Origin of the sequence: Thermus aquaticus (assembly GCF_001280255.1) — a bacterium.
GTDB classification, from domain to species: domain Bacteria; phylum Deinococcota; class Deinococci; order Deinococcales; family Thermaceae; genus Thermus; species Thermus aquaticus.
Map to the genome: position 1 here is coordinate 1,648,742 of NZ_LHCI01000106.1, position 23,985 is coordinate 1,672,726.

Genomic DNA, 23,985 nt, shown 5'->3' on the forward strand with positions numbered 1-23,985 from the left:
GGGGGGGCGTTACACGCCCGTTACACCCCCGTTTCCCCCAGGGTTCGGCCAAAATGGAGGTGTGCCCTACCCGGTGCCCCCCTCGAGGCTCCGCCCGCCCCGCACCGCCCGGGAGGTGTCCCGCCTCCGCCCCCTGGGCCTGGTGGAGGCCGCCTTTGGCAAAAGCCCGGGGGTGGTCCTGGCGGCAGGGCCCGGCTACGGCAAGACCAGCCTGGCGGCGGAGATGGGCGGGATTTACCTGGCCCTGGCCGAGGAGGCCAAGGACCCGGCGGTCTTCCTCTGGCACCTCCTCTACGCCTACCGGGACCGGGCCGGGCTCTCGGAGGCCGCCCGCCTGCTGGAAGGGGGAGCCTGGCCCCGGGCCCTCGAGGCCTTCCTGGAGGCCCTGGAACCCCTGGGCCCCCAGCTTCTCGTCCTGGACGAGGCCCATAGGGCGGAAAGCCCCGGGGTCCTGAAGGCCCTGGAGGGGCTCTGCCGCCTCCCCTCTCTGCGCCTCCTCCTCCTCTCCCGCAAGGCCGCCCCCTTCGCCTTCCTCACCGTCCTAACCGAGCAGGAGCTGGCCTTTGACCCCGAAGAGGCCTGGGCCCTGGCCAAGGCCCTGGCCCCGGAGCTCCCCGCCTTTGAGGTGGAGCGGGCCCACTCCCTGGTGCGGGGCTGGCCCCTGGGCCTCCGGGTCGTCCTCTTGGCCATGCGCCGGGGCCTAAGGCCTGAGCTCGCCCTGGAGAGCGGGGAGGGCCTCCTCACCTATCTGGCCTACGGCCTTCCCCAGGAGCTCCTCCTAAAGGCGGCCCGGCTCGCCCTCCTGGGGGAGGTGCCGGAGGAAGAGGCCCAGGACCTCCTCCCCTACGCCGAGGACCTCCTCCTGGAGCGCAGGCCGGGCAGGCTGGCCTTCCACCCCCTGGTGCGGAGCGCCCTCAAGGCCCTTCTGCCCGAGGCCGAGGCCCGGGAGCTTCTGGCCCAGGCCGCCGAGACCGCCCTCCACCAGGGCGAGGGGGTCCGGGCGGCGGAGTTCCTGCTGGAGGCCGGGCGCTTCGGCCACGCCGCCGACCTCCTCCTCAAGGAAGGGCAGGCCTGGCTTGAGCGGGGCCTCACCTACACGGTCCTCAGGCTCCTCGCCCACCTGCCCGAGGGGGTGAGGCGGGGGCGGACGGGGCTATTCCTCCTCGAGGCCGAGGCCCTGCGCCAGGCGGGGCGGTACCGGGAGGCGGAGGCCGCCTACCAGCGGGCCCTGGAGGCGGGGGAGGGCCGGGCCTACCTGGGCCTGGTGCGCCTCTTCCTGGACACGGTGGAGCCCGCCCGGGCCAGGCCCTACCTGGAGGAGGCCCTGAAGCGCTTCCCCGAGGAGGCGAGCCCCCTCCTGGCGGAAAACCTCCTCAACGAGGGGCGGCCAGAAGAGGCCCTCGCCCTTGGGCTTTCTGGCCCCAGGGTTCTCCTCAGGCTGGGCCGGCCCGACGAGGCCCTGGCCCTCCTCAAGGAGGCCCAGGACCCGGGCCTCCACCGCCCGCCCCAGAACCACCGGGAAGGGACCCTACTCCGGGCCCTCCTGGAGTGCGTGGCCGGGGATGCGGAAGAGGGCCTGCGCTTCGCCGAGCGGGGCCGTTTTGAGGCCGAGGTCCTGGGAAGCCCCTTCGGCGTGAGCCTGGCCGAGGCCAGGAAGGGGCACGCCCTCCTGGCCCTGGGGCGGCCCGCCGAGGCCCGGGGAGCCTACCAGACGGCCCTGGCCCTGGCCGAGGGCGGACCCGCCCGCCTCCGGGTGGAGGCTCTGGGAGGATTGGCCGCCCTGGGGGACCGGGAGGCCTACGGAGAGATGGTCCGCCTGGCCCGGGCGGCGGGGGACCTCTGGGTGGAGGGGTTCATGACCCTGGTGGTGGCCCTGGCCTGGCTCCGCCGGGGAGAGGCCTTCCCTCTGCCTCCCCTGGAGCTCCTGGACCCCTTCCTTAGGGCGGTGGCCCAGGCTTACCCCTTCGCCGACGGTTTTGAAGGGCTCCTTCTCCGCTACCCCTTCCTCGCCGGCCGCACCCTCTTTACCCCGCCGCTTCCCCGGCTACGCCGGGGCCTCTGGCGCCTGGGACGGCTCCCCGAGGCCTACCACCCCGGGGTGTCGGTGGAGATTCGGACCCTGGGAAGCTTCCAGGTCCTGGTGGAGGGGAGACCCGTGCGCCTGCGCCGGGAGAAGGCCAGGCTCCTCCTGGCCCTTCTGGCCGCACGGGACTGGCACAAGGAGGACCTCCTGGAGGCCCTAGAGGCCTCCCCGGGGGAGTTCCGGGTCCTCTGGTGGGAGGTGGTGAACGCCCTGGAGCCCGGCCGCCCCAAAGGGGCACCTCCCTACTTCCTGCGGGCCCGCCCCTACGGCCTCCGCCTCGAGGTCCCCGAGCTCTACCTGGACCTCCTGGACCCCAAGGCCCCCCTGGACCTCCCCTTCGCCGACCTGGACCACCCCGCCCTGGAGGAGCGCCGCCTGGCCTACCTGGCGGAGAAAAGGCGCCTCCTGCGGCAGGGCCAGGACCTGAGGGGCTGGCTCGCCCTCCTCCGGCTGGACCCCCTGAACGAGGAGGCCTTCGCCCGGCTCCAGGGAAGCCCCCTGGCCCAGGAGGCGGAACGGCTCCGGCAGGAGGCCCTGCGGGAGCTGGGCCTGGGCTAAACCGGGTCCTGGCAAGGATCTAGGTGGCCGTGGCCCCCCCGTCCACGGGGAGGACGGCCCCGGTGATGTAGTCCGAGGCGGGGCTTGCCAGGAAGAGGACCGCTCCGCCCAGCTCCCCCGGTCTTCCCGGCCGGCCCAGGGGCAAGGTGGCCTGGAGCAGGGACTCTATCCGGGGCAGGACCTTCTCCGTCATGCGGGTGGGGAAGAAACCCGGGGCCAGGGCGTTGACCCGGATGCCCCACCTTCCCCACTTCACCGCCAGGTCCCGGGTGAGGGCGATTAGCCCCCCTTTGGAGGCGGAGTAGCCCACGGCGTCCAGGACCTCGGGGTACTCCCCCTTGAGGCCGGCCACGGAGGCGATGTGGATGATCTTGCCGTAACCCCTCTCCTTCATCCGCCTGGCCGCCACGCGGCTGGCCAGGAAGGCGCCCACCAGGTTGACCTCCAACACCTCCCGCACCTTCTCCACCGGCATCTCCAGGCTGGGGGCGCCCCAGCTGATCCCGGCCGCGTTGACCAGGATGGTCAGGGGCCCCAGGGTCGCCTCCACGGCCACCACCACCTCCTCCAGCCGGGCCTCGTCCCGCACGTCCCCTTCCAGATAAAGGGCCTCCTCCCCTAAAGCCTTCCTCGCCTCCTCCAGGAAGCTGGCCCGCCGGGCCAGAACGGCCACCCTGGCCCCCGCTTCCTGGAGGGCCAGGGCGGCCTCGAGGCCCAGCCCCCGGGAGCCCCCGGTCACCAGGGCCGCCTTGCCGTCTAAGCGAAAACGCTCTAGAAACATCATGCCCCTCCGCCAAAAAAGTCCCTGTACTTCTCCCTAAGAGCCCGCTTGAGGAACTTGCCGGCGCTGGTCCTGGGGATCTCCTCCACGAAGACGTAGGCGTCGGGAAGCTGCCACTTGGCGAAGCCCGCCTCGAGGAGGTGCCCGTTCAGCTCCTCGGGGCTGGGGGGCTCGTCCCGGGGCACCACCACGGCCAAGGGCCTTTCCTGCCACCTAGGGTGGGGAATGGCCACCACCGCCGCCTCCCGCACCTTGGGGTGGCCCATGAGGGCGTTCTCCAGGTCCACGCTGGAGATCCACTCCCCGCCGGACTTGATGAGGTCCTTGAGGCGGTCCTTGATCTCCAGGTAGCCCTCCTCGTCCCAGACGGCGATGTCCCCGGTGCGGAACCAGCCGTCCGGGGTCAGGGCGGCCCGGCTGGCCTCCTCGTTCCGGTAATAGCCCTGGGTGATCCAGGGGCCTTTGAGCTGGACCTCCCCCATGGTCTTCCCGTCTTTGGGCACGGGCCTTCCCCCCTCGTCCGCCACCCTGAGGCGCACCAGGGGGATGGGGAGGCCGGTTTTGGCCTTGAGGGCGGTCTTCTCCTCAGGAGAGAGGCGGGCCTCCAGGTGGCTTTTGAGGAAGTTCTGCACCACCACCGGGGAGGTCTCGGTGAGACCGTAGCCCTGGCGCACCTCAATGCCCAGGCGCTCAAAGCGCTCCACCAGGCTCCGCGGAGCCGCCGAACCCCCCACCACCAGGCGCCTCAGGGTCTTGAGGCGGTGGCCTGTGCTCTCCAGGTGGTCGGCCAGGGCCAGCCAGACCGTGGGCACCCCGGCAGTAAAGGTCACCCCCTCCCCATCAAAGAGCTCCACCAGGGAGGCGGGGTCCAGCCTAGGGCCGGGGAGGACCTGTTTGGCCCCCACCAAGGTAGCGGCGTAGGGGAGGCACCAGGCGTTGACGTGGAACATGGGGACCACAGGAAGCACGGTGTCCTTCTCGGAAAGGGCAGTGCCGTCCTCCAGGTTGGCGGCCAGGCTGTGGAGGACCAGGGCCCGGTGGCTGTAGACCACCCCCTTGGGAAGCCCCGTGGTGCCGGTGGTGTAGGCCATGCCGCAGGCGGCCTCCTCGGGGAGGCGCACCGGCTCAGCCTCCTCCCCCAGGACCGCCTCGTAGGCCAGGTAGCCCTCGGGGGCTTTCTCGTCCATCACCACAAAGTGGGCCACGGTCTTGAGCTCGGGCCGGAGGGCCTCCACCAGGGGCAGGAGCTGGGGGTCAAAGAGGAGGACCTTGTCCTCGGCGTGGTTGAGGATGTAGGCGATCTCCTTGGGGGAGAGGCGGGGGTTGGCGGTGTGGAGGACGGCCCCCATCCCGGGCACGGCGAAGTAGGCCTCCAGGTGGCGGAAGTGGTTGAAGCCCAGGGTGGCCACCCGGTCCCCCACGCCCACCCCGAGGGCCCTCAAGCCTCCCATGAGCCGCTTGGCCCGGCGGTGGACCTCGGCGTAGGTGGTGCGGTGGACCTCGCCGGTGTGGAGGCGGGAAACCACCTCCTTCTTCCCAAAAAGCTCCGCCGCCCGCTCCAGGAAGTCCCAAAGGTTCAGCTCCTCGTCCATCATGGTGCTTAAAAGCACGCCTTCACCCCCCTTGGTCTAAGTCTACTGCCCTCCTTGGTCTTGGTCCGGCTCCAGCCGATAAAAGGTTCCCTTGGCGAAGGCCACAGGGCTACCTTCCAGGTAGATCTCCCCCACCGCAAAGACCAGCCGCTTCCCCAGGTGGAGGATGCGGCCCCTTGCCAACAAGCTGCCGCCCCGTACGGGCCTCAGGTAGCTCACCGCTAACTCTGCGGTGACCACTTTTCCCGCTAGGCTCTCCGCGGCGCTCCCCAAGGCGCTATCCAGAAGAGCCGCTAAGATGCCCCCGTGCACCAGGCCCTGGCCTTGGAGAAACTCCTCTCGCACCTTCAAGCAAAGTTCCGCCTCACCGCCCGCCTTTTTTAGGACCTTGGCCCCGAACCAGCCAGCGAAAGGACTCAAGGAAACCTCCTCCACGTTGTGGAAGCGAAGGTCACCTCATCTCCACAGATCACATGCCCGATGGAGGCGGGCTTCCAGGGTTGGGGGTTCCGGGTCCCTGTCTGAGCAAGGAGGAGGTGGCGTTGCCGGAAGCCCCATAGTGTGAAGAGGGACAAAAGGCCAGGGGGGTGGTGGCCCCGGCAAAGGGAAGAAGTATGGTGGGCCTCGCTCCGGCGGGGCTGTAAACCCCAAGGCCCCTGATAGCGGCCTCGGTGGCGATAGGGGCCCGTGCCGCACTGCGTGGCAAACCTCTGGCCCAGCTGAGAGTCCCTAACATCCATGGACACCCTTGCCACCTCCTTTAGCAAACCCCGGCGGTAGGCTAGGAAGGCCTGCGATGGAGCGGCCTCCGTCTACGAAGAGGGCTTGGCCTGTGATAAAGCGGCTTTCTTCGGAGAGCAAGAAGAGGGCGGCCCGAGCCACCTCCTCGGGGCGGCCTGCCCGCCTAAGGGGAGAGGCCTCTACCTCTGCCCTCCAGGCCCAGTCGGGCAGACTCGCCGTCATGGGGGTGGCGATGAGACCTGGGACGAGGGCGTTCACCCGAATGCCCTTCGGGGCCAGTTCCAGGGCCAGAGTGCGGGCGAGGCCAAGGATGCCCATTTTGCTGGTTGCGTAGTGAGCGAGCCCGAAGGCCCCTAAGGCTGCCACCGAGCCCGTGAGGACCAGGCTTCCCCCCTCACCTAGAACCTCCCCCGCCTTCCTGGCCACCAGGAAGCTTCCCGTGAGGTTGACCCGGAGAACCCTCTCCCAGTCCTCTAGGGATAGTTTCCAGGAAATGGCGGAGTGGGCCACGCCTGCAAAGTGGGCCAACCCGTGAAGCTGCCCGAACTCCTCCAGGCCCTCCTGGAAGGCCTGCTCCACCCCTTCGGGGTCGGTTATGTCTGCGGGGACGGCCAAGGCCTCGGTCTCTAGTTCTGCTACTGCTTCGGCTAGGGTAGCCTCCTCCTGGTCTACGGCCACGAGCCTCGCTCCTTCCTTTGCAAACAGCTTTAAGGCTACCCGGCCGATGCCGCTCGCCGCTCCGGTGATAAGGATGGTCTTGCCGGAAAGCCTTCCCATCAGCGCAAACTGGCGTAGACTGCGTTCCTAAAGAGCTGGGCGTAGTAGGTGCGCCCTCCGGGATTCTGCATCATGTAGATGCCCACGAGCCGCTCCTTGGGGTCCACGAAGAAGTAAGTGCCGAAAAGCCCTGCCCAGAAGTAGTCTCCCGCCGATCCCGGAAGGGGACTGCCTCCCTCGGAAAGGCGTACGGCCACACCTAGGCCGAAACCGTACCCTGGGCCCGGGAGGTAGGGGTCTCCCCGCTGTAGGGAGGGGAGATAGAGGGGTCCAAGGTGATCTCGAGTGAGGAGCTCCACGCTTTTGCGGGAGAGGATGCGCTTACCTGCGAGCTCCCCCCCATTCAGGAGGGCCTGGAGAAAGCGGTAGTAGTCCAAGGCTGTGGCCACGGCTCCCGCACCCCCCGAGAAACGCTTGGGGGGTTCTCGGATGTTGAGGGCTGGAGGGGTGGGGCTTCGGGTAAAGGGGTCCTGACGGAAGGGCTCGGCGATCCGTTCCCACTTCTCCTTAGGCACCTGGAAGCCGCTATCGGCCATTCCCAGGGGTTTGAAGATGCGCTCTGCCATGAGCTCAGCGAGGCTTTTCCCCGCTATCTTTTCCAGGAGGTGGCCCAGGAGGTCCGTGGAGTTACCGTACTCCCACACCGAGCCTGGTGAAAACTGGAGGGGAAGACGGGCGAGCTTGCTGAGGAACTCCTCCGGGGTCTGGTCTACAGCGTCCACCCCTACCTTGCGGTATTCCTGCTTAACCAGGGAATCAAAGAAGATCCCGTAGGTTATTCCAGAGGTGTGGCGCAGGAGGTCGTAGATGGTGATGGGCCTTGGCGCGGAGACAAGCTCCAGCACGGATCTCCCATCTTGGGACTTCTCTACCCCTACCCTGAGGTCCCGGAACTCAGGGAGGTAGAGGGCGATGGGGTCGGTAAGGAAAAGCCTCCCTTCCTCCACCATCTGCAAGGTTAAGACCGAGGTCAGGGGCTTTGTCATGGAGTAAACCCGGAAGATGGCCTCTTTGGACATGGGGGCCTTGGTCGTGGGATCCAGGTACCCCACGGCCTCGTGGAGGACCACCCGGCCGTTTCGGGCCACCAAGAATACCGCCCCGGGGAGCCTGCCCTGGTCTACCTCAGCCTCGAGGCGGGCCTTGAAGGCGGCGAGCCGGCTTAAGTCCACCCCCTCCTGGACCTGGGCTAAGGCCAAGCTCAGGAGGAACCCAATGGTGATCCAAGTTCTACCCTTCACCTTACATCACCTCCTAAAAGGTTGCTGGAGGGATGCTGCGGACGCTAGGGGCCCTTACCTTGACCAGTTCAGGCGGAGTTCGGTGTTGGCGACCTGGGTTCATCCCTCACCTCCTTACCGACCGTTCAGTAGAATTGAGGCCATATTAAGCCCCCCGGCTATCTCCTGTCAAGGTGGGGCCTGTCTGACCTCTCATCACTTGCCCCCTCCCAGCTCCTGAAGCAACCTGGCAGCTCCACCACCACCGCTTCCCGCCAGGGCGGGGGCCCCTGGGCCAGGGCGATCCGGGCCAGGCGGAAGCAGTTCCTTCCTCTTTGGGGCCCCCACCCCAGATGAACCGCCGCCCATAGGGAGGCGTCCGGCCCGGAAGCCCAAGGAAGGCCAGATACCAGGGTTCCCGCCTCCCCTGGTAGTTGTGGGTTGCACACCTTACTAACCCCCCTCTTCTTTTCCCCTTGTCAAGCCCCGGCCCTCACGGTGATGAGGGCTCAGCTGCGCCCCCTCTTGACACTTCTGGGTTGAGGGGTTAACCTATACTCAACCGTTTACTCAACCGTCCCGACCGACTAGTCGGTAACTTCGCCTAACGAGTCCGTCTGGAAGACGGTCAGGGTCTTTGGCGGAACACTTGGCTTAGAAGGGGGGAGCTAAGGATGTTAAGGATATCGATGTCCAAGTGGCTTACGCTCGGGGGCTTGGCTGTCCTAACCTCGCTGGCTTGGGCCCAGACCCTGAGGATTGGCGTAGTGGGACCCATGGCCTTCGTGCAGGGGGCCCATACGTGGTACGGAGCCACTCTGGCCGCGGAGGAGATCAACCGCGCCGGGGGCATCCAGGTGGGGGACAGACGCTACCGCATTGAGCTACTAAGGGTGGACACCAACGAGATGCTGAGCGTAACCGATGCGGCTACCGCCGTGGAGCGGGCTATCACCGCCCAACGCGTGGACTTCCTTGTCGGGGGCTTCCGGAGTGAGGCGGTCCTGGCCATGACCGAGGTGGCGGCGGACTACAAGAGGATCTTCATCTTCACGGGTGCGGGCTTAGACGGGATCCTCGCCGGCCGTGTGGACCGGAACTACGAGCGCTTCAAGTACCTTTTCCGCGTAAGCCCCAATAGGTCCAGCGACCTGGCCCGCACCTCTCTCCTACTCCTAGGCGAGGTGGTCCAAGCGGTGCGGCAGCAGCTGGGTATCCCGCGGCCCAAGGTGGCCATCCTGGCCGAACGGGCGGCCTGGGCCGATCCGCTGGTGGAGACGGCCACCCGGCTTATCGCCGCACCCCCACCCCAGGGGTATGGGGCCGAAGTGGCGGGAACCTGGCGGCCTTCAGCGGTGGCGACCGATGTCACCTCGGAGCTCACCGCCATCCAGCGCGCCGGGGCCCAGGTGATCTACACGGTCCTCTCCGGCCCTGTAGGGGTTCCCTTCGGGCGTGACTGGGGACGCCTGAGGATCCCCGCTGCCCCTGTGGGCATCAACGTGGAAGCCCAGCAGGAGACCTGGCTCAAGGCCACGGATAACCTGGGGAACTACGTCGCCACCCTCAGTTCCCTGGCTCCGGGCGTGGCCATCACCCCCAAGACCATCCCCTTCATCACCAGCTTCCAGGCTCGTTTCAAGGAGTTCCCCATCTACACCGCCAGCGGAGCCTACGGGGCCCTCTATGTCCTTGCGGATGCCCTGAACCGGGCTGGCACCCTGGATGTGGAGGCGGTGGTCAAGGCCCTGGAGGCCACCGATTTAGTGGGTCCTTCCGGCCGGATTGTCTTTGACAAAACGCACGATGTCACCTGGGGTCCTGGCTTCACCACCGGGCTTGGGGTCCAGTGGGTGGGCAACCGCATGCAGGCCTTCTGGCCTCGCAACTGGCGAGTGGGGGATAAGGTGATCAGCTATGCGGGCGTGCGCCCCTACCAGCTGCCCCCCTGGGTGGTGGAGGCCTGGAGGCGGTAGATGTTCGCAGCCATCCTGGTCAACGGCCTAGTCCTGAGCGGCATCTACGGGATGCTGGCTCTGGGGTTCGCCCTCACCTACGGGGTGGCCCGGATCCTGAACCTGGCCCACACGGCCTTCTACATGGTGGCCGCCTACGCCCTTTTCTTCTTCCTGGGGTGGACGGGCTTTGCTGGGGCAGCTCTCCTCGGGGTTCTCGTTGTTCTCCTCCTGGCCCTGGCCGCCTATGGGCTCCTCCTCGAGCCCCTGAGGGAGCACGAGGCCACAGTGCTCATCGTCACCATCGCCCTAGCCCTCCTCCTGCAGGAGGTGGTCCTCCTTCTCTTTGGGGGGCACTTTCGCTCTGTGCCCGCCCTCCTTCCCGGGTACGTGGAGGTCCTGGGGGTGCGGGTGGCCCAGCAGGCCCTTCTGGCCCTGGGCTTCGCTGCCGCAGTGCTTTTGGCCGCGTGGGCCCTCCTGAAGGGAACGCGGCTCGGCCTTGGGATCCGGGCCGCAGCCCAGGACCAGGAGGCGGCGGAGCTCGTGGGCATAAGCCTGTCCCGTGCCGGGTACTGGGCCGTGGGCCTAGGGGCCTTGCTGGCAGCTCTGGCGGGCTTGGCCGTGGCTCCCATGGCCACCCTCGAGCCCCACATGTGGAACCCTCCCCTCCTGGTGGTCCTGGCCGCGGTGGTCCTGGGGGGGCTGGGTAGCCTTCCCGGAGCCCTTTTAGGGGCCTTGGTCCTGGCCTTTGCTGAGGTTTTGGTGGTCAACCTTGTTCCAGGGGGGGCCTTTCTGCGGACTGCGGTGGCCCTTTTCATCATGGTCTTGGTCCTGGTGGCTAGGCCAGAGGGCCTTTTCGGCGTGGGCTTTGCGGAGGAGCGATGACCGGTCCTTTGCGGGTTTGGTCCCTACCCTGGATTTTCCTCTACCTTAGGCATGAGGTTCTGGCCTTGCCCGGGCGGAGCGTGGCCCTCCTGTTCGTCCTTTTTCTGTTGGTTTTGCCGCTCTTTACCCAGGATCCCTACTGGCTCCGCGTCCTAACCCTCACGGCCATCTTCGCACTTTATGCCGCTAGCTGGGACCTGCTTTCCGGCTACACGGGCCAGGTGAGCCTGGGACACGCCTTCTTTTTCGGTCTTTCCGGGTACGTTTCGGCCATCTTAGGGCGGGAGCTGGGTCTTCCCCCCTGGCTTACTGTGCCCTTGGGGGCTTCTCTGGCTGCGCTGGCGGGAGTTTTCGTTGGCCTCCCGTCCTTAAGGGTCCGGGGACCTTACCTTTCCCTCGTTACCCTGGCCTTTCCCATCATCGCCCTGGGCCTCGTTTTCGTCTTTCCTAAGATCACGGGGGGTGAGCTGGGCCTTTCCGGCCTGCCCCGGCTGGGGCAGAGCCGCCTGCAGGAGTACTACATCGTGGTGTTCACCTTTCTCCTCTCCACCTTGTTTCTCTGGAAGCTTGGCGGATCCCGGATCGGCCTCTTCCTACACGCCATCCGCGAGGATGAGGTGGCGGTGCGCATGGTGGGGGTGAACACCGTGCGCTACAAGCTTTTGGCCTTTGGGGCCAGCGCCTTCTTCGCTGGCCTCGCTGGGGGTCTCCACGCCCACTTCCTGCGGGTGGTGGGGCCGGACAGCCTCTCCGTCTTCAACTCCATTCAGCCCATCGTCTGGTCGGTTTTCGGGGGGCTGGCTACCATCTACGGCCCCGTGGCGGGCACCTTCCTCCTCTTCCCCCTTTTGGAGTTTCTCCGAGTGGTTGAGGAGGTGCGGATGGTGGCCTTCGCTTTCTTGATCCTGCTGGTGATGCGCTTCCTGCCCCAAGGGGTGGTGCGGGGGGTTTTGGACCGCCTGGAGGAGACGTGTCCCAGGTGCAAGGTGCGCAACGCTTTCACCCGCAGGCGCTGCCGGGCCTGTGGGGTGGAGTTGCGCCTTCCTGAGAAGGAGGTGGTAGCGTGACTGAGGCCCTTTATCTGGAACGCCCCTGGACCCGCTTCTATCCTCCGGGAACTCCTTCGCAGGTGGAGCCGGGTCAGGGGAGCGTGGGCGAATGGGTAGCGGAGGCCTTCCGGAGCTGGGAGCGTTCGGTGGCCATCCTCTACTACGGGCGGGCCTACCGTTACGGGGAGCTCCTCGAGGCCGCCCAGCGCTTTGCCGGGGGACTTCAAGCCCTGGGCCTGAGGCCCGGGGACCGGGTGGGCCTCTACCTGGCCAACAGCCCCCAGTTCGCCATCGCCTACCTAGGCATACTGTGGGCAGGTGGAGTGGTGGTGCCTGTGAGCCCCCTCTACACCTCCCACGAGCTTGCCCACCAGCTTAGGGATTCTGGGGCGCGGTTCCTGGTGGTCCAAGACGCCCTCTTTGAAACGGCGCGCCGGACAGGCGTAGAGCTGGAGGCTACGGTGGTGGTCTCCCTTAAGGAGGCCTTGCCCGTCTGGCAACAGCTTTTGGTGCGGGGGTTGCCTGTTCCCCAGGGGGCGGGAACCTACCCCTTCGCCCACCTGCTTAGGAGCGAGCCCCTGCGGGCTCCCGTTTCCCGCTCTGCAGAGGACCTGGCCGCCCTTCCCTACACCGGGGGCACCACAGGCCTACCCAAGGGCGTGGAGATTACCCATGGCAACATCCTGGCTGCCCACCGGATGATCCAAAGCCTAAACCCCTTTGGGTCGCAAAGCGTCATCCTGGCCTTTCTGCCCTTCTACCACATCTACGGACAGGTGGTTCTCCTCCTCGGGGGGTTGCTGTCTGGGGCCAGGCTGATCGTCTTTTCCACTCCCGATCCTGACTGGATCCTCGAGGCCATGGTCCGCTACCGGGCTACCCACTTTTTCGGCGTGCCCTCGCTTTACGAGGTGCTAAGGGACCATCCTAAGGCCCACTGGGTGGACTGGCGGCGGCTTGCGGTGGTGGTGAGCGGAGCGGACACCCTGCACGAGGCCACGGCTGAGACCTTTGCCCGGAAGACGGGCCGGGAGATCGCTGAGGGCTATGGCATGACGGAGACCACCTCCGTGAGCCATATCAACCCCAGGGAGCGGGTGAAGCGGGGTTCCTTCGGCATCCCCCTGCCCGGTATCCAGGCCCTGGTGGTAGACCCGGATACTCTTGAGCCCGTGCCCGTGGGGGAGGTGGGGGAGCTGGCCCTCTTTGGGCCCAACGTGACCCGGGGCTATTGGTGTCGGGAGGACGAGAACGCACGGAGCTTTTTCCTGCACCAAGGAATCCGCTTTTTCCGCACCGGGGACTTGGTGCGCATGGATGAGGAGGGATATTTCTACTTCTACGACCGGGCTAAGGACATGATCAAGTATAAGGGGCGGCCGGTCTTCCCCCGCGAGATCGAAGAGGCCTTAAGGGCCCACCCCCTGGTCAAAGCAGCGGGCGTGGTGGGCGTGCCCGATCCCAGGGTGGGGGCTTACCCCAAGGCCTATGTGGTCCTAGAGCCCGAGGCCCGAGGGAAGGTAACCGAAGAGGACCTCCTGGCCTTCCTTAGCGAGCGCCTGGCCCCTTACAAGCTTCCCCGGGAGATAGAGTTCCGGGGGGAGCTCCCTAAGACGGACGTGGGCAAGGTTTCCCGGAGGGAGCTTCGTGAGGAGGTGCAGGATGGATCTGCTTGAGGCCGAGGGGATCTCTAAGCGCTTCGGGGGACTCCAGGCTCTCTACAGGGTGGACTTCCGGGTGAAGTCGAGGGAGATCGTGGGCCTCATTGGCCCCAACGGAGCGGGGAAGACCACCCTCCTCCGGGTTCTCTTGGGCATCCACCTGCCCGATGAGGGGAGGGTACGCTTCCAGGGGCGGGACATCACCCGGTTGCCCACGTGGGAGAGGGTGCGGCTCGGCCTTGCCGCCACCTTCCAGAACCCCAGGCCCCTGAAGCGCCTTCCCGTCATCGCCAACGTCCTGGTGGCCGCCTATGGGCCCCGCGGGGGGCGGCGCGGGGACTGGGTGAAGCGGGCCGAGGCCCGGGCCCTGGATGCCTTGGAGTTTGTGGGCATTGCCGACAAGGCCAAGGAGCCCGCCTCCGTGCTTTCCCAGGGGGAGCTTAAGCGCCTGGAGATCGCCCGCGCTTTGGCTACGGAGCCCGAGCTCCTGATCCTGGATGAGCCCTTTGCCGGGCTAACCCCCGTGGAAACGGAACTCTTGGCCAAATCCTTGGCCAGACTCCGCAAAGGGGGGCGGTTCGGTCGCCTCCACAGCGAGGGGTGCGCCATGGTCATCATTGAGCACAAGCTTTCCGAGCTTTTCCGGATCGCCGACCGGGTGGTGGTGTTGAACTTTGGGGAGGTTTTGGCAGAGGGGAGTCCGGAGGAGGTGCTCCGGGACCCCAGGGTCGTGGAGGCCTACCTGGGGGAGGGGGCTCATGCTTGAGGTCCGGGGCCTCTCCCTGCTCTACGGCAAGGCACAGATCCTCTTCGGGTTAGACTTGGAGGTGCGCCAAGGGGAACTCGTCTGCTTGGTGGGTCCCAACGGGGCGGGGAAGACCAGCTTTCTCCGGGCCATATCCGGCCTAGTGCGCCTTGAAGCCCACCTCCACCGGGGCACCAAGGCTGAGGAGATCCGCCTCGAGGGGGAGGTGCGCTTCCAGGGACAGCGGGTGGACCATCTTTTGCCCCATCAGATTGCCCGGTTGGGCCTGGTTTTGTGCCCCGAGAGGCGGCGGCCTTTTAGGGAGCTCACCGTTGAGGAAAACCTCCTCGCTGGCGGCCTTCTCCTTCCCAAAGCAGCTGTGCGGCAGCAGCTGGCCTTCGTCTACGAGCTCTTTCCCAGGCTGTACGAGAGGCGGGCGCAGCGGGCTGGGGACCTTTCTGGAGGGGAGCAGCAGATGCTGGCCTTGGGGCGGGCCCTCATGGCCCGGCCCAAGCTTCTGGCCGTTGACGAGCCCTCCACTGGGCTGGCGCCCAAGGTTCGGGCTCTGGTCTTTGAGCAGATCCAGCGGATTCGTGGGGAGGGCGTTACCGTGCTCCTGGTGGAGCAGGAGGCAGCCCGGGCCTTGGCCATGGCCGACCGGGCCTATGTCCTCTCCAACGGCAGGCTGGTGCGCCAGGGCCCTGCCCAGGAGCTATTGGGGGATGTCCAGTTTCAGAAAACCTACCTGGGCCTTTGATGGGGTGCCCTATGCCCCCTCTCTCAGCGGGGTGGAGGGTTCACCGTCCTGTTGGGGCTCAACCCGAGCCCAGTCCCGGGACCCCTATCCCCCATAGTAGGCCTCCCAGAGGGCTTCCATGGTGGTCCTGCGCTCCTGGGGAAGAAGCTCGTAGGGGGTGAGGTTGTGGAGGCGAAGGAAGGCCCTCTCTTCGTCCATGTCCAGGACGGAGAGGCCACAGGGGTGGACCTCGAGGGGCAACAGGATGGGCTTGCCGGTGAGGGCGTAGGAGAGGATAGCCCGGATCACGCCGCCGTGGGCCACCAGGAGAAGGGTGTCCCAGGGTTGAGCCAGAAGGCGGGCGTAGGCGGCGAGAACCCGATCCAGGAAGTCGCCGTAGCGCTCCCCGCCGAGGAAGCGATCCGAGGGGTCCCTGGGGAAGAAGGCCTTGAGAAAGGCTTCTTTGGGGTCCTCCAGGTCCTTGAGCCTTCCTGGCCGGATCTCCTGAAACTCCGGCCAGGCCTCGAGGGGTACAGAGCGGCCCTTGAGCGCGATCTCGGCGGTCTCCTGCGTCCTCCTGAGCCCCGAGTGGACGGCGCGGTCCAGGGGAACCCCTCGCAGGAGCTCCCCCACGGCCTCCGCTTGGGCTCGGCCCCTTTCGGTGAGGCCCACCCCTTCGGGGGGAACGGGTCGCCCCCCCGGGAAGTAGTCCACTTCTCCGTGGCGCAGGAGGAGGAGACGCCGCCTCATGGGTATCGTTCCAGGTACTTGGGGTTGGCCAAGAGAAGCTTACGCCGCACATGGGCCTTGAGGAAAGCGGAGGTGGCCTCGGGGGCCTGGCCTTGGCGGATTCTCCAGGCCAGCTCTTTTAGGAGGGCTTCCCGGTCTCCCCCGTGGCTCAAGAGGGCCTCCAGCTCCGCCGCCTCTTCCTGCCGCAGGGCCTCGCCCAGGGCCAGCTCCCTCCGGGCGATGCCGAGAGCGTTTAGGGCCACCAGGAGCTGGAAGCGGAGCCTGGGGTCGCCCACCGTGGGCAAGAGCTCCCTTTCCAGAAACTCCGCCGTGGCCTCTAGGAGTTCGTCAAGGTTGGGCCTATCCATGGCGTTCCAAAAGGTCAAGGATCTCGTACTCCATCTCGGCGGCCAGCCTCCCCAAGACGGCCAGTTCCACGCTGCGCTCCTCTCCCTTTAGGTGGCGCCTGGCCTGCTTCAGGGCCCCTAGGCCCCAGCGGACGTTGCCCAGGACCTCCCACCAGAAAAGCTCTCCTTCCGCGATCCCTCGGCCGGTGAGGGCGTTGTACCGTTCCAAGAAAGGTCCCACTTCCCCGATCCCCCCTAGGCGCTTTCCGTCCTCCCCGAACCGCCAGGCCCGCACCAGGGGCCAGGCCAGATCCTCCCGGGGGTCGCCGATGTGGGCGAACTCCCAGTCTAGGACAGCCACGAGCTCCTCAGGGGTGACGAGGAGGTTGCCGATGCGGAAGTCCCCATGCACCAGCACAGGGGGCCGAGGGGGCAGGGGGTTTTGCGAGAGCCAGCGGAGCCCCCACTCCAGGGCGGGGTGGGGCTCGTCTAAGGCATCCAGGTCGCGGTAGGCCAGGTCCAAGGCCTCCTGCCAGGGAGGCCGGCTCGGGAAGGGAAGAAAGCCCACTTCGGAAAGGGGGATGGCGTGAATGGCCGCCAGCTCCTGGGCCATGGCCTCGGGGAGGCGTTCCCGCACCCTGGCGTACTCGGGGCGCCGGACGATGCGGGCCCCGATGGATTCCCCCTCCAGCCGTTCCATGAGGAAAGCTTCCCGACCCTCCAGGTCGGGGAAGTAGTGAAGGGGCCTGGGCACCCTGACCCCGTGGGCGTGGGCTATCTGGAGGAGGCGGAACTCCTGGGCCAGGGGCAGGGTCCCCGCGTAGATAACGCCCCCTCCCGCCCTCCGGAGGAAGAGGGGGAGGGCCTCTTTTCCGGTCTGATAGTCCAGGGCCCAGGCCTCCTTGGAGGCCCCGCCGGGGAGGCGCCTCAGGGCGAGGATTTCCCCTGGTCCGAAGAGCTCTTCGAGGGCGGCCTGGAGGATTTCCCTCATGGCCTAAGCCCCTTATACAGGGCCCGCTTGCCGATGCTGGCCCGGTGGACCTCGCTGGGCCCATCGTAGATGCGGAAGGGGCGGACCTCGCGGTAGAAGATGGACAGGGGGGTGTCCTCGCTGATGCCCAGGCCGCCCGTGATCTGGACCGCCCGGTCCACGGCCCGGCCCACGGCCTCGGCTACGAACACCTTGGCCATAGAGGCCTCGTGGCGGATCCTCTCCCCCCGGTCCAGCTTCCAGGCGGCGTGCCAAACCATGAGCCGGGCGGCGTGGAGCTCTATATGGCTGTCGGCGATCATGAACTGCACCCCCTGGTGCTCCGCCAATCTCTTCCCGAAGGACTCCCGCCTCAGGGCGTATTCCTGGGCCAGCTCCGTGGCCCGCACCCCCACGCCCAGCCAGCGCATGCAGTGGGTGAGGCGGGCCGGGTCCAGGCGGAGCTCGGCGTAGTGGAAGCCCTTGCCCGGCTCTCCCAAGACCGCCTCCTCCCCTACCTCGCACCCCTCCAGGAGGATCTCCCCGTGGCCACCGGGGCTCCAGTGGTCCATGGTGGGGATGGTGCGGACCAGCTTCAGGCCTGGGTGATCCCGGTCCACCAGGAACATGGTGGGGCCCTCCTCAGCCCGGGCCAGGACGATGAAGAAGGCCGCCCCCTCGGCCCCGGTGGTGAACCACTTCCGCCCTTCCAGCACAAAGCCCCTCCCCTTGCGCCGGGCTGTGGCCTTAAGAAGATTCGGATCTGCTCCCGCTCCCATGGGTTCGGTCATGGCAAAGCCGCTGCGCACCTCCCCGGAGAGGAGGGGGTAGAGGTAGCGGCGCTTCTGGGCCTCGTTGGCCACCCTGTGGAGGAGGTGCATGTTGCCCTCGTCCGGGGCGGCAGCGTTGAGGGCCCGGGGACCCAGGAGGCTCCGCCCCGCCTCCTCCAGGACCACGGCCAGCTGCCGCCAGGAGAGCCCGAGCCCGCCCAGCTCCTTGGGCATGTGGGGCAGGAAGAGCCCCCGGGCCTTGGCCTCCTTCTGCAGCTCCCTCAGGACCTCCTCCATGCGGCCTAAATCCTTGGCCACCTCCCCTTCCCGAGGGATGACGACCTCCTCCACAAAGGCCCGCACCCGATCCCTAAGCGCCGCCGTCTCCTGGTCCAGGCTGAAGTCCATCCCGCACCTCCTTGGGGGCGAAGTGCTTGGTGAGGAAGCGGTAAAAGCGGCGGATCATCCGCTCCTGCCTCTCTATGCTGGCCAGCACCTCGCCCGTTCTCGCCCACATGGCCTAAAGGTCCTCCTTGGTAAGCGGGATCTCCTCCCGCCGCCAATCTGGCTTGTAGGTGGCGTCTGGGTGAAAGATGACCTTCTTGGGAATCATAATTTCCTCCGCTTGCTCCACAGCCATCCGCTCACTAGGAGAACCAGGAGGATAGCCATCAGGCTGGTCGTCCCTTCGGGAATGGCCAGAAGAAGGCCCCCTAGGATATAGATGGGGCGAGTCCAAAGCGGAAGATGGCCCAGACCCCAGAAGTAACCCTCTAGGCCTCCTACTAGAAGGAGGATTCCTGTGAGGGCAAGGAGGATGTGGTAGGCGATAGAAGCAGGGCTTCCATGAAGGAGAAGGGCTGGCTCGAACAAGAAGAAAAAGGGAATGAAATAGATGGCCAACCCTAATTTCATCGCTTCCCAAGAGGTGGTGAGAGGGTTTGCCCCAGCTAGGCGCGCTGCCAGAAAGGCGGCCACCGCTACAGGAGGGGTTATGGCAGAGAGCATGGACCAATAGGCGATGAAGAGGTGAACCGCCAGGGGGTAGAAGTCCCCAAGACGGCTTAGGGCGGGTGCCAGAGTGACCGCCAACAGAATATAAGCAGCTACCATGACACCGGCCATCCCAAGGAGGAAGGCCACGAGTACCCCAAGAAATAGGATGAGAAACAGATTTCCTTCCCCTAACTGGACCAAAGCCCCTGTGAGGGCGGGAGCTGCACCCGTCCCTAAAAGCCCTGCCAGGATCAAGCCAACAGGAAGGATTAGGGCTAGGGTTTGGCTGATAAGGGAGCCTGCAGCAAGGATACCTCTGTACATAGTTTCAAGGGAAACCCGCTTTTGGAGGATGAGAAAGAGCAGAAGCATTCCCAGAGCATAAAAGGGTGCAAACCTCTCCAGCCTAAGGTAGATCAAGGCGAAAACTAGGAATGCCAGCACCAGGATGAAAGGCGCTCCCTTCCGAAGGATCTCTCTTATGGGAGGATGGTTACGTTGTGGAAGCCCTCTCAGTCCATGTCGTGCCGCATAAAGGTCCACGTGAGCGAAGAGAGAAAGGTAGTAGAGGAAAGAGGGGATCAGGGCGGCCATCACCACCTGGCCGTAGGGTATGCCTAGAAGGGTAGCCATCACGAAGGCCACCGCTCCCATAACCGGGGGCATGAGGACACCCCCGGTGGAGGCGCACGCTTCCACAGCAGCGGCGTAGGTTCGTGAGAAGCCCGAGCGGATCATGGTGGGGATCGTGACGCTTCCCGTGCTGGCCACATTGGAGAGGATGCTACCGCTTAAACTGCCGAACAGGCCGCTGGCCATCACGCTAACCTTGGCTGCCCCGCCCCGGGTCCATCCAAAGAGAACTGATGCTAACTCTAAAAAGGTTTGGCCTGCACCAGTAGCGACAAGGAAGGCAGCCAGCACCAAGAAACCAACCAAGAGTTCCCCTACAGTGCGCATCGGCAAACCGAGGAGGCCTTGGGTAGAGTACATGCCGTAGCCCAAGGCCTCTCTCCAGGTAATAGGGGGCCCCCATAGGAGCCCTGGCATGTAGGGAGCGAGGAGAGGGTAGGCTCCTAGAAGAAGGGCTACCAGAGCAAAGCCTAAACCCCCAGCCCTCCTCGCCCCTTCCAAGACCGCCAACAGAAGGAAGATGGCCACGGCCGCCTGCCAAAAAGACTCTGGATTCGTCCACGGCCTAAGGACCATGGAGGGTCCATGCCAAGCCAAGAGTAGCCCACTTCCCTGGGCGCCTATGGCGAGGGCATAGTCGTACCAATAGGGTTGTTTATCCTGGGATCGTGCCGGGAAAAGGAGGAAGGTCAGGGGGAGGAAAAAGGCGAGAAGGAGCCAGTAGTACGTGAGGTCTAGGAGACTTTTCCTCAAAAGGTTTAAGCCAAAGAAGTAGAAGAGGATCAGGCAGAGCCCCAGGAGGGAGGTCAGGAGGACCCAAGCTCTGGCCCAGGAAGGCAAGCTGGCGAAACGCCCTTCCATGCCCTGGCGTCTTAGGGGCGCCAAGCCTCGGAGAACCGAGGCACGCGGTTTTGTGCCAGGAAATCCCGCCAGAAGCGCTGCCAAGACTCACTGGCAGGATCGGTGGAGATACGGCGGGAACGGGCAAGGCTGGAGGCGCGCTCGTACAAGGTAGCATATTGGTCCACCAGCTTTACCGCGGTTTCCTGTTTCCTGGCCATTTCCTGGGTCCAGAGGCCTTTCTCCCTCAGGTAGCGCACGGTCCCCGGGTGGAGGGGCACGCCCATGTTTTCCACAATGAAGCGCAAGCTCTCCATGCTTTGGAATCTAGCAAGGGCGTGCTTATCCCTGTAGAGGCTGTGGTTTTCATCCAACCACTTCACCAGGTTGTAGACGAGTTCCTCGCTCACGTCTGCGCGGGTGTAGTACACGCTTGGTATCACGAACATCCGCACGCCCCGGGCGGACTGGACCCCGATTTCTGCAGGGCGCACGAGCTGCAGAAGGGGGTAGGCCCGCTGCCATCTCTGGAGGCAGGTGCGATCTTCCTGGGCCGTTGGCACCGCCAGCCAGCGAATGCCCCTCGGATTCCCCTCCACCTCCACGTTCACGTCTGATATAGGAGAGGTGAAGGCGATGTCCGCGCCTCCTTCAGCGATGACGCGGGAGTTGGCGCTATAGTTGGCTACGGGTACTAGGCGCACATGCTCCCGCGTCAGACCCCGGCATGCGAGGAGTCCATCCAAAATGCGGTGGAAGTATGAGAAAGGGGGCCAGGCTAGGCGTGTGCCTGGACCAACATCCTGCACTCTGCGGTAAGGGCTATCTCCCCGAACCATCAGTCCCCAAGGCGTGAGGAAAACAGGGTAGGCCACTCTTAAAGGCCCTGGGCGGTATCCTGGTTCCCCGTCTAGGGACTCCACCAGGACCGTCAGCGGGGCTGAGACAAAATCCACCCGTCCTTCCAACAGCCAGCTTGTGATTGTGGTTGTGGTACCTGGTAACACCCGGGCTTGGACCCCTGTGGCAACGGTGAACTCCGTGGTCCAGGCCACCAGAAGGGCGTAGCCAGCAGTGCCCACTTCGGTGGAACCGAAGATTAGCTGTCGGGGCCAGCGGTAGCCACCTTGCGCGAGGCTGAGAGAGTTGATGAGAAGGAAAAGCAGAGCTCCTGTGAAGATCATTAAACGCAACATTCCAACCTCCTTACCGACCATTCGGTTAGGTTCAGGAATAATTAGAACGCAAAATAGCCTGCTTGTCAAGATCTTCTGATTGTTATCAAGGGATGTGAGTATATGGGGTATAGGGCCCTACCCCTACCGCGGTCTCGGGGGTCAAGTCGCGATTTTTGTGGGTTTCTCTTCCGCGGCCCAAAGCAGGCCCATGTCCAGGTAACGCCGGAAAGCCCAGTCCTCCGTGGCCCTCAGCATCACCACCGTGGCCAAATTCACCAGGCTCCCCTCGCCGGGGAAGACCCCAACCACCCTGGTCCGCCGCTTCACCTCACGGATAAGCCGCTCCAGCACATTCGTGCTCTTGATGTGCCGCTGGTGGACCCCGGGAAAGTCCAGGTAGGTCAGGGCCTCCCCCAAACCCTGGGCAAACACCTCCACCGCCCGTCGGTACCGGTCCCGGTAGCGCTCAACGAACCCCCGGGCCAGAGATTCCGCCGTGCCCCGCCGCCGCGCCACAAACACCTCCTGGAGCTCCTCGGCCACCACGCCCCGCTCCGACTGCGGCACATGAGCTAAAACGTTCCCCATAAAGTGCACCACGCACCGCTGCCAGCTGGCCCCAGGAAGCTCCGCCATCACCGCTTGGCGGATGGAAGGGTGGTCGTCGGGTGATGAGGTCCCGGGTGTAGTAGCCGTTCCGCTCCCCGCGGCGGCTTTCGGTGCGCTCACGGTAACCTGCGGCCAGGTGCTCGGTCATCTCTTCTTCCAACACCTGCTCAATGACGGCCTTGACCCCTTCCCGGATGCGCCGGCTGATCTCCTCCTTGGTCAAGCTCTTAAGCTCCTCTCCGTCCATTCCGCCTTCCATGCTTAACCCACAAAATACGCGACACTACCCCTAAAAGCCTTTCGCCCGTAGCCTGAAGAAGGCTTCTTTCACCGAATAACTTGAGGAAGGGCTTCGGCCTTTCCGGAGTTGAAAGAGGCCAAAAGCGCTCTCCTTTACCTCCGGCCAGGATAACCGCATACGAAGGCACCATGGTCATCAGCGAGTGTAGCACAGAAGCCTTTGTCTATTGCTAGACTACGGGAGCGATGGGCGAGAGAATTCGCTTCGGCACCGACGGCTGGCGAGGAGTGATCGCACGGGACTTCACCTTTTTCAACCTCGCCCGGGTGGCCACCGCCTACGGGCGCTACCTCCTGGCCAGGGGGGGAAAGACGGTGGTGGTGGGGTACGATACCCGCTTCCAGGCCCAGGCCTTCGCCGAGGAGGCGGCAGAGGTCCTGGCGGGCCTCGGGCTTAAGGCCTACCTCCTCCAGGGCCCCCACCCCACCCCCATGCTCTCCTTCGCCGTCCGCCACCTGGGGGCGGACGGGGGCCTCATGCTCACCGCAAGCCACAACCCCCCCCAGTACCTGGGGGTGAAGCTCAAGGGGCCTTACGGGGGAAGCGCCCTTCCCGAGGAGGTGAAGGGGGTGGAGGCCCTCCTCCCCGAGGCCCCCTCGGAGGCCCGGGGAAGGGCCGAGCCCCTGGAGGTCCGCACCGCCTACTACGAGCACCTGAAGGGGCTTCTGGACCTCGAGGCCCTCTCCCGCTTCCCCGGCGTGCTCTACCACGACGCCATGGGGGGGGCGGGGGACAGCCACCTCTCCGCCTTCCTGCGCCACGCGGGGCTGGCCCTGGAGGTGCGGGAGCTCCACAACGTCCCCCATCCCCTCTTCTACGGGGTGAACCCCGAGCCCCTGCCCAAGAACCTCAAGACCCTCCTCGCGGTCATGGGCCCCGAGGAGGCGCCCACCTTCGCCGTGGCCACGGACGGGGACGGGGACCGCATCGCCGCCGTCCTGCCCGGTGGCCGCTTCTTCAACCCCCACCAGGTCTTCGCCGTCCTCCTTCGCCACCTCCACGCCAAGGGGCTCTCCGGGGGGGTGGTGAAGAACTTCGCCGTTTCTTGGATCGTGGACCGCCTCGCAGAGCGGCTGGGGCTTCCGGTGAAGACCACCCCCATCGGCTTCAAGTGGATCACAGAGGCCTTCCTGAGGGAGGACGTGCTCATCGGGGGGGAGGAGTCGGGCGGGATCGGGGTGAAGGGGCACCTGCCCGAACGGGACGGGATCCTCAACGCTCTCCTCCTCCTGGAGAGCGTGGCCCGCACGGGGAAGGACCTCGCCACCCAGTTCCGGGAGATTGAGGCCCTCACCGGCCTCACCCACGCCTACGATCGCCTAGACCTGGAGATCCCCACGGAAGGGCTTCTGGAGAAGCTGTGGGAGCCCCGCCCCCTGGCGGGCCTCACCCCCGGGGGCCTCGAGGACCTAGACGGGATCAAGTGGGTCTACGAGGGAGCCTGGGTCCTCTTCCGCCCCTCAGGCACCGAACCCCTTCTTCGCATCTACGCCGAGGCCACGGAGGAGGAGACAGTAAACGCCCTCCTAAAGGAGGCCGAGGCCCTGGTCCGAAGCCTCGTCCCCTAGCTCCGCCCCCAAGAGAAGCCCCTCCCCCTGAAGGCGCACCTCCTCCCCCGGAAAGAGAAGGAAGGTGGCGGGGGGCCGGAGGGTCTCCTCAGGAAGCCAAGCCTCCCCCTCCAGGAGGGTGAGGATGAGGGGGGCCTCGGGCCTCAGGGTCAGGCCTCCCCAGAGAGGAAAGCGGTAGAGGGCGAAGTGGGGGGTCTTGAGAAGCCTCTCCCCGCCCGGCACTGGCTCGGCCGGTCGTGTAAGGATTTATCTGGACTTATA

At 65.7% G+C, this 23,985-nt stretch carries 22 protein-coding genes and 3 pseudogenes; 8 read left to right on the forward strand and 17 right to left on the reverse strand.

Annotated features, from left to right (window positions below; all coding sequences use genetic code 11):
• Positions 1–61 precede the first annotated feature (61 nt).
• A complete protein-coding gene (locus BVI061214_RS09745) occupies positions 62–2,641 on the forward strand; it encodes a tetratricopeptide repeat protein (protein WP_053768223.1) in 2,580 nt (859 codons plus the stop codon).
• Between the two features lie 19 nt (positions 2,642–2,660).
• Here BVI061214_RS09745 and BVI061214_RS09750 read toward each other — a convergent pair whose 3' ends face one another.
• The 6 genes and pseudogenes from BVI061214_RS09750 to BVI061214_RS13870 all read right to left on the reverse strand — a co-directional run.
• The gene (locus BVI061214_RS09750) at positions 2,661–3,422 is read right to left on the reverse strand and encodes an SDR family oxidoreductase (RefSeq protein WP_053768224.1); all 762 of its coding nucleotides are present in this window, start codon (positions 3,420–3,422) and stop codon (positions 2,661–2,663) included.
• Positions 3,422–5,032 (reverse strand): long-chain fatty acid--CoA ligase, encoded by a 1,611-nt coding sequence (locus BVI061214_RS09755; RefSeq protein WP_162208014.1) that lies wholly within the window; start codon positions 5,030–5,032, stop codon positions 3,422–3,424. The genes BVI061214_RS09750 and BVI061214_RS09755 overlap by 1 nt, the downstream gene beginning before the upstream one ends.
• Before the next feature lie 24 nt (positions 5,033–5,056).
• Positions 5,057–5,434, reverse strand: coding sequence for a PaaI family thioesterase (locus BVI061214_RS09760; protein ID WP_003045339.1), 378 nt, complete (start codon positions 5,432–5,434; stop codon positions 5,057–5,059).
• A 309-nt stretch (positions 5,435–5,743) separates the two neighbouring features.
• Positions 5,744–6,532 carry an SDR family NAD(P)-dependent oxidoreductase gene (locus BVI061214_RS09765; protein ID WP_003045336.1) on the reverse strand — a complete coding sequence of 263 codons (789 nt, stop codon included), beginning with the start codon at positions 6,530–6,532 and terminating at the stop codon, positions 5,744–5,746.
• Positions 6,532–7,773, reverse strand: coding sequence for a serine hydrolase domain-containing protein (locus BVI061214_RS09770; protein ID WP_003045334.1), 1,242 nt, complete (start codon positions 7,771–7,773; stop codon positions 6,532–6,534). The genes BVI061214_RS09765 and BVI061214_RS09770 overlap by 1 nt, the downstream gene beginning before the upstream one ends.
• A gap of 195 nt (positions 7,774–7,968) precedes the next feature.
• Positions 7,969–8,185: pseudogene (locus BVI061214_RS13870) on the reverse strand (IS4-like element ISTth2 family transposase); the annotation flags it as partial.
• A gap of 343 nt (positions 8,186–8,528) precedes the next feature.
• On the opposite strand from BVI061214_RS13870, the gene BVI061214_RS09775 reads away from it, so the two are divergent.
• Genes BVI061214_RS09775 through BVI061214_RS09800 form a run of 6 tightly spaced genes read left to right on the forward strand, consistent with a single transcriptional unit; the run spans position 8,529 to position 14,804 of the window.
• Positions 8,529–9,728 carry an ABC transporter substrate-binding protein gene (locus BVI061214_RS09775; RefSeq protein WP_248841754.1) on the forward strand — a complete coding sequence of 400 codons (1,200 nt, stop codon included), beginning with the start codon at positions 8,529–8,531 and terminating at the stop codon, positions 9,726–9,728.
• Complete coding sequence (locus tag BVI061214_RS09780; protein WP_053768226.1) at positions 9,729–10,592, forward strand: branched-chain amino acid ABC transporter permease; 864 nt, start codon at positions 9,729–9,731, stop codon at positions 10,590–10,592.
• Positions 10,589–11,659, forward strand: coding sequence for an ABC transporter permease subunit (locus tag BVI061214_RS09785; protein ID WP_053768227.1), 1,071 nt, complete (start codon positions 10,589–10,591; stop codon positions 11,657–11,659). Before BVI061214_RS09780 ends, BVI061214_RS09785 begins: the two co-directional genes overlap by 4 nt.
• A complete protein-coding gene (locus tag BVI061214_RS09790; RefSeq protein WP_053768228.1) occupies positions 11,656–13,317 on the forward strand; it encodes an AMP-binding protein in 1,662 nt (553 codons plus the stop codon). The genes BVI061214_RS09785 and BVI061214_RS09790 overlap by 4 nt, the downstream gene beginning before the upstream one ends.
• On the forward strand, positions 13,304–14,068 hold the full coding sequence (locus BVI061214_RS09795) for an ABC transporter ATP-binding protein (protein WP_053768229.1): 765 nt from the start codon (positions 13,304–13,306) through the stop codon (positions 14,066–14,068). The genes BVI061214_RS09790 and BVI061214_RS09795 overlap by 14 nt, the downstream gene beginning before the upstream one ends.
• A complete protein-coding gene (locus tag BVI061214_RS09800; RefSeq protein WP_053768230.1) occupies positions 14,061–14,804 on the forward strand; it encodes an ABC transporter ATP-binding protein in 744 nt (247 codons plus the stop codon). The genes BVI061214_RS09795 and BVI061214_RS09800 overlap by 8 nt, the downstream gene beginning before the upstream one ends.
• 84 nt (positions 14,805–14,888) lie before the next feature.
• On the opposite strand, the gene BVI061214_RS09805 is transcribed toward BVI061214_RS09800, so the two are convergent.
• The 10 genes and pseudogenes from BVI061214_RS09805 to BVI061214_RS12640 form a co-directional block, all read right to left on the reverse strand.
• The gene (locus BVI061214_RS09805) at positions 14,889–15,533 is read right to left on the reverse strand and encodes a histidine phosphatase family protein (RefSeq protein WP_003048807.1); all 645 of its coding nucleotides are present in this window, start codon (positions 15,531–15,533) and stop codon (positions 14,889–14,891) included.
• A complete protein-coding gene (locus BVI061214_RS09810; RefSeq protein ID WP_053768231.1) occupies positions 15,530–15,880 on the reverse strand; it encodes a DUF6285 domain-containing protein in 351 nt (116 codons plus the stop codon). Before BVI061214_RS09810 ends, BVI061214_RS09805 begins: the two co-directional genes overlap by 4 nt.
• Complete coding sequence (locus tag BVI061214_RS09815) at positions 15,873–16,850, reverse strand: phosphotransferase family protein (protein WP_053768232.1); 978 nt, start codon at positions 16,848–16,850, stop codon at positions 15,873–15,875. Before BVI061214_RS09815 ends, BVI061214_RS09810 begins: the two co-directional genes overlap by 8 nt.
• Complete coding sequence (locus BVI061214_RS09820; protein WP_053768233.1) at positions 16,847–18,007, reverse strand: acyl-CoA dehydrogenase family protein; 1,161 nt, start codon at positions 18,005–18,007, stop codon at positions 16,847–16,849. The genes BVI061214_RS09815 and BVI061214_RS09820 overlap by 4 nt, the downstream gene beginning before the upstream one ends.
• The gene (locus BVI061214_RS13480; protein WP_211256784.1) at positions 17,970–18,116 is read right to left on the reverse strand and encodes a hypothetical protein; all 147 of its coding nucleotides are present in this window, start codon (positions 18,114–18,116) and stop codon (positions 17,970–17,972) included. Before BVI061214_RS13480 ends, BVI061214_RS09820 begins: the two co-directional genes overlap by 38 nt.
• 92 nt (positions 18,117–18,208) lie before the next feature.
• Positions 18,209–20,089 (reverse strand): TRAP transporter permease, encoded by a 1,881-nt coding sequence (locus BVI061214_RS09830; RefSeq protein ID WP_053768234.1) that lies wholly within the window; start codon positions 20,087–20,089, stop codon positions 18,209–18,211.
• Between the two features lie 11 nt (positions 20,090–20,100).
• Positions 20,101–20,772 carry a TAXI family TRAP transporter solute-binding subunit gene (locus tag BVI061214_RS14190; protein ID WP_003048801.1) on the reverse strand — a complete coding sequence of 224 codons (672 nt, stop codon included), beginning with the start codon at positions 20,770–20,772 and terminating at the stop codon, positions 20,101–20,103.
• A gap of 764 nt (positions 20,773–21,536) precedes the next feature.
• Positions 21,537–21,882, reverse strand: a pseudogene (locus BVI061214_RS09840) (transposase); the annotation flags it as partial.
• A gap of 40 nt (positions 21,883–21,922) precedes the next feature.
• Positions 21,923–22,114 (reverse strand): annotated as a pseudogene (locus BVI061214_RS14195) (transposase); the annotation flags it as partial.
• Complete coding sequence (locus BVI061214_RS12640) at positions 22,083–22,292, reverse strand: sugar phosphate nucleotidyltransferase (protein ID WP_346179659.1); 210 nt, start codon at positions 22,290–22,292, stop codon at positions 22,083–22,085. The gene BVI061214_RS12640 and the pseudogene BVI061214_RS14195, both read right to left, overlap by 32 nt.
• 49 nt (positions 22,293–22,341) lie before the next feature.
• Here BVI061214_RS12640 and BVI061214_RS09850 point away from each other — a divergent pair, with 49 nt between their 5' ends.
• The gene (locus BVI061214_RS09850; RefSeq protein ID WP_053768237.1) at positions 22,342–23,724 is read left to right on the forward strand and encodes a phosphohexomutase domain-containing protein; all 1,383 of its coding nucleotides are present in this window, start codon (positions 22,342–22,344) and stop codon (positions 23,722–23,724) included.
• Here the strand turns inward: BVI061214_RS09850 and BVI061214_RS09855 are convergent.
• Positions 23,683–23,946 (reverse strand): hypothetical protein, encoded by a 264-nt coding sequence (locus tag BVI061214_RS09855; protein ID WP_053768238.1) that lies wholly within the window; start codon positions 23,944–23,946, stop codon positions 23,683–23,685. The genes BVI061214_RS09850 and BVI061214_RS09855 overlap by 42 nt on opposite strands.
• Positions 23,947–23,985: the final 39 nt, after the last annotated feature.